The following is a 4,342-nucleotide window of genomic DNA, read 5'->3' as shown; positions in this document are numbered from 1 at the left end:
GCGGCGCCGCACCGGCGGGCACCGGCTACCGCGGTCGGCCCGGTGGCCGCCCGGGTCAGCGCGGCGGCGCCGCGGGGGCGTTCGGCCGCCCGGGCGGTGCGCCGAAACGCGGCCGCAAGTCCAAGCGGCAGAAGCGTCAGGAATACGACTCGATGCAGGCGCCGGTGGTCGGCGGCGTGCGATTGCCGCATGGCGACGGCGAGACGATCCGGCTGGCGCGCGGCGCCTCGCTGTCCGACTTCGCCGAGAAGATCGATGCCAACCCCGCCGCGCTGGTGCAGGCGCTGTTCAACCTCGGTGAGATGGTCACCGCCACCCAGTCGGTCGGCGACGAGACCCTCGAGTTGCTGGGCAGCGAGATGAACTACAACGTGCAGGTCGTGTCCCCCGAGGACGAGGACCGCGAGCTGCTGGAGTCTTTCGACCTGAGGTATGGCGAGGACGAGGGCAGCGAGGAGGACCTCCAGGTCCGCCCGCCGGTGGTGACCGTGATGGGCCACGTCGACCACGGCAAGACCCGACTGCTGGACACCATCCGCAACGCGAAGGTCCGTGAGGCCGAAGCCGGCGGCATCACCCAGCACATCGGTGCCTATCAGGTGTCGCTCTGCTTCGACGACACCGACCGGCTGATCACCTTCATCGACACCCCGGGTCACGAGGCGTTCACCGCGATGCGTGCCCGCGGTGCCAAGGCCACCGACATCGCAATCCTGGTGGTCGCCGCCGATGACGGCGTGATGCCCCAGACCGTGGAGGCCATCAACCACGCCCAGGCGGCCGATGTGCCGATCGTGGTGGCGGTCAACAAGATCGACAAGGAGGGTGCAGATCCGGCCAAGATCCGCGGCCAGCTCACCGAATACGGTTTGGTACCAGAGGAATTCGGCGGCGAAACCATGTTCGTCGATATTTCGGCCAAGCAGGGCACCAACATCGAGGCGCTGGAGGAGGCGGTGCTGCTTACCGCCGACGCCGCCCTGGACCTGCGGGCCAACCCGGACATGGAGGCTCAGGGGGTGGCGATCGAGGCGCACCTGGACCGCGGTCGCGGGCCGGTGGCCACCGTGCTGGTGCAGCGCGGCACCCTGCATGTCGGAGACTCGGTCGTCGCCGGCGACGCCTACGGTCGGGTCCGCCGCATGCTGGATGAATACGGTGAGGACGTCGATTCTGCGCTGCCGTCGCGGCCGGTACAGGTCATCGGCTTCACGTCGGTGCCCGGTGCCGGCGACAACCTGCTGGTTGTCGACGAGGACCGGATCGCCCGCCAGATCGCCGACAAGCGCAGCGCCCGCAAGCGCAACGCCATGGCGGCGCGTTCGCGCAAGCGCATCAGCCTGGAGGACCTGGATTCGGCGCTCAAGGAAACCAGCCAGCTGAACCTGATCCTCAAAGGCGACAACGCCGGCACCGTCGAGGCGCTGGAAGGGGCGCTGATGGGCATCCAGGTCGACGACGAGGTCGCGCTGCGGGTGATCGACCGCGGTGTCGGTGGCATCACCGAGACAAACGTCAATCTGGCGTCGGCGTCCGACGCGATCATCATCGGGTTCAACGTGCGCGCTGAGGGCAAGGCCACCGAGCTGGCCAACCGCGAGGGCGTCGAGATCCGCTACTACTCGGTGATCTACCAGGCCATCGACGAGATCGAGAAGGCGCTGCGCGGCCTGCTCAAACCCATCTACGAAGAGGTCGAGCTGGGCCGCGCCGAGATCCGCGCGCTGTTCCGTTCCTCGAAGATCGGTAACATCGCCGGCTGCCTGGTCACCTCCGGCGTGATGCGCCGCAACGCCAAGGCGCGGCTGCTGCGCGACAGCGTCGTGGTTGCCGAGAACCTCACGGTGGCCTCGCTGCGCCGGGAAAAAGACGACGTCACCGAGGTCCGCGACGGCTACGAGTGCGGCCTGACGCTGAACTACTCCGACATCAAGGAAGGCGACGTCATCGAGACCTACGAGCTAGTGCAAAAGGAACGGACCTAACGATGGCTGACCCGGCCCGCGCACGGCGGCTGGCCAAACGGATCTCCACCATCGTCGCCTCGGTGATCGAGTACGAGATCAAGGATCCGCGGCTGGCCGGGGTGACCGTCACCGACGCCAGGGTGACCGCTGATTTGCACGACGCCACTGTGTACTACACGGTGCTGGGCCGCACCCTGGACGACGACCCTGACTACGCCGGAGCCGCTGCGGCCCTGGAAGGAGCCAAGGGTGTGCTGCGCTGCAGGGTCGGCGCCGGGACCGGGGTGCGATTCACTCCGACGCTGACCTTCATCCGGGACACGGTGCCCGACACCGCACACCGGATGGATGAGCTGCTGGCCGCCGCCCAGGCCGCCGATGCCGATCTGGCTCGGATGCGCGAGGGTGCCCAACCGGTGGGAGAGGCCAACCCGTACCGGGTGAGTCTGCCCGACGACGATGCGGACCGTGAAACGGTCGGCGGAGGAGTCGGGCCATCGGGCACGGGGGACTCAGGAGGCAGTGGTGGCGGCTGAGTCGGCGGCGGTGGGGGTACGTGTCGACGCCGCCGGTGCCGCCGAGTTGGTGTCTGCGGCTGGCACGGTCGCGGTGGTCTGCCACGTTCATCCCGACGCCGACACCATCGGTGCGGGGCTGGCGCTGGCGCTGGTGCTCGACGGCTGCGGCAAAGCTGTCCAGGTCGGCTTCTCCGATCCGGCGACGCTGCCGCGGTCGCTGCAGTCGTTACCCGGTGGCAGGTTGCTGGTTAGCCCCGATGTGATCCGCCGCGACGCCGAACTGGTGGTGACGGTCGACATTCCGAGTTTCAACCGGCTCGGCGGTCTGCGTGATCTGGCCGACTCGGCGCGCGAGCTGCTGGTGATCGACCACCACGCTTCGAACCAGATGTTTGGTACGGTGAATTTCGTTGACCCGTCCGCGGATTCGACCACGATGTTGGTGGCTGAGTTGATCGACGCGTGGGGCAAGCCACTCGACCTCGCGGTGGCGCACTGCCTTTACGCCGGGCTGGCCGCCGACACCGGGTCGTTCCGGTGGGCCAGCGCTCGTGGACACCGGTTGGCGGCCCGGCTGGTGGAGATCGGCGTGAACAACGCCGGCATCAGCCGGACTTTGCTGGACACCCACCCATTCGCCTGGATGTCGATGCTGTCGCGGGTGCTGTCTTCGGCGCAGCTGCTGCCCGACGCGGTCGGCGGGCGCGGGTTGGTCTACGCGGTGGTCGACAACCGGGAGTGGAGCGGGGCGCGCTTCGAGGACGTGGAGAGCATCATCGACATCGTGCGCACCACCGAGCAGGCCGAAGTGGCGGCGGTGTTCAAAGAGGTCGAGCCGGGGTGCTGGTCGGTGTCGATGCGAGCCAAGTCCGCGGTGGATCTGACGACGGCGGCGTCATCATTCGGAGGTGGAGGACATCAGCTCGCCGCCGGGTACTCGACCACCGGCGTCGCCGCAGACGTGGTGGCGGCGTTGGTCGCTGCGCTCGGCTGAGGCGGTTCTTCGCGTGAGCGTGCGTGTCTGCGGTGCGACACGCTGATGGCAGACCGGGTTTGCGCACGCCCGCGAAGGATGGTGCGGATGACGGACAGGTCCGCCGGTAGTCGGCACATCGCGGCGCTGGCGCTACCGGCGCTGGGGGTGCTCGCCGCCGAACCGCTGTATCTGCTGTTCGACACCGCGGTGGTCGGCAGGTTGGGCGCGCTAGCTCTGGCCGGGCTGGCCATCGGCGGGCTGATCCTCGGCCTGGTCGGTTCCGACCTGACGTTTTTGTCCTATGGCACGACGGCCCGGTCGGCACGTTACTTCGGCGCCGGCGACCGCGCCTCGGCGGTGGCCGAAGGCGTACAGGCGACCTGGCTGGCGTTAGGTCTGGGCGCGCTGATCGTCGTGGTGGTGCAGGCTGCTGCGGTGCCGCTGGTGTCGGCCATCGCAGGCGGCCAATCAGGTGCAGAGATCGCCGACGCGGCGTTGCGGTGGTTGCGGATCGCGATCCTGGGGGCCCCGGCGATCCTGCTGTCACTGGCTGGCAACGGCTGGCTGCGCGGGGTGCAGGACACCGTCCGGCCACTGCATTACGTGGTCGCCGGGTTCGGTTTGTCGGCCCTGTTGTGTCCGCTGCTGGTGTACGGCTGGCTGGGGTTGCCGCACCTGGGGCTGACCGGGTCGGCCGCCGCCAATTTGGCGGGGCAGTGGCTGGCTGCGCTGCTGTTCGGCCGCGCGCTGTTGGCCGAACGGGTGACGGTGCGACCGCACCGCGCGGTGCTGCGCGCGCAGCTGGTGATGGGTCGCGACCTGATGGTGCGGACCCTGGCTTTTCAGGCCTGCTTCATTTCGGCGGCCGCGGTCGCGGCGCG

The 4,342-nt window shown here is 68.7% G+C and carries 4 protein-coding genes; all 4 read left to right on the top strand.

From position 1 onward, the window contains the following. The coding region (gene infB, locus AC2VON_RS01700; RefSeq protein WP_486951383.1) for a translation initiation factor IF-2 at positions 1-1,985 on the top strand (1,985 nt) is incomplete at its 5' end. A gap of 2 nt (positions 1,986-1,987) precedes the next feature. Next, the gene (gene rbfA, locus AC2VON_RS01695) at positions 1,988-2,503 is read left to right on the top strand and encodes a 30S ribosome-binding factor RbfA (protein WP_486951382.1); all 516 of its coding nucleotides are present in this window, start codon (positions 1,988-1,990) and stop codon (positions 2,501-2,503) included. Further along, the gene (locus tag AC2VON_RS01690; protein ID WP_486951381.1) at positions 2,493-3,479 is read left to right on the top strand and encodes a DHH family phosphoesterase; all 987 of its coding nucleotides are present in this window, start codon (positions 2,493-2,495) and stop codon (positions 3,477-3,479) included. Before rbfA ends, AC2VON_RS01690 begins: the two co-directional genes overlap by 11 nt. An 87-nt stretch (positions 3,480-3,566) precedes the next feature. After that, the coding region (locus AC2VON_RS01685) for an MATE family efflux transporter (protein ID WP_486951380.1) at positions 3,567-4,342 on the top strand (776 nt) is incomplete at its 3' end.

The sequence above is a fragment of the Mycobacterium sp. TH-M82 genome (assembly GCF_057473605.1).
This window is presented reverse-complemented; position numbering and strand designations above follow the sequence as displayed.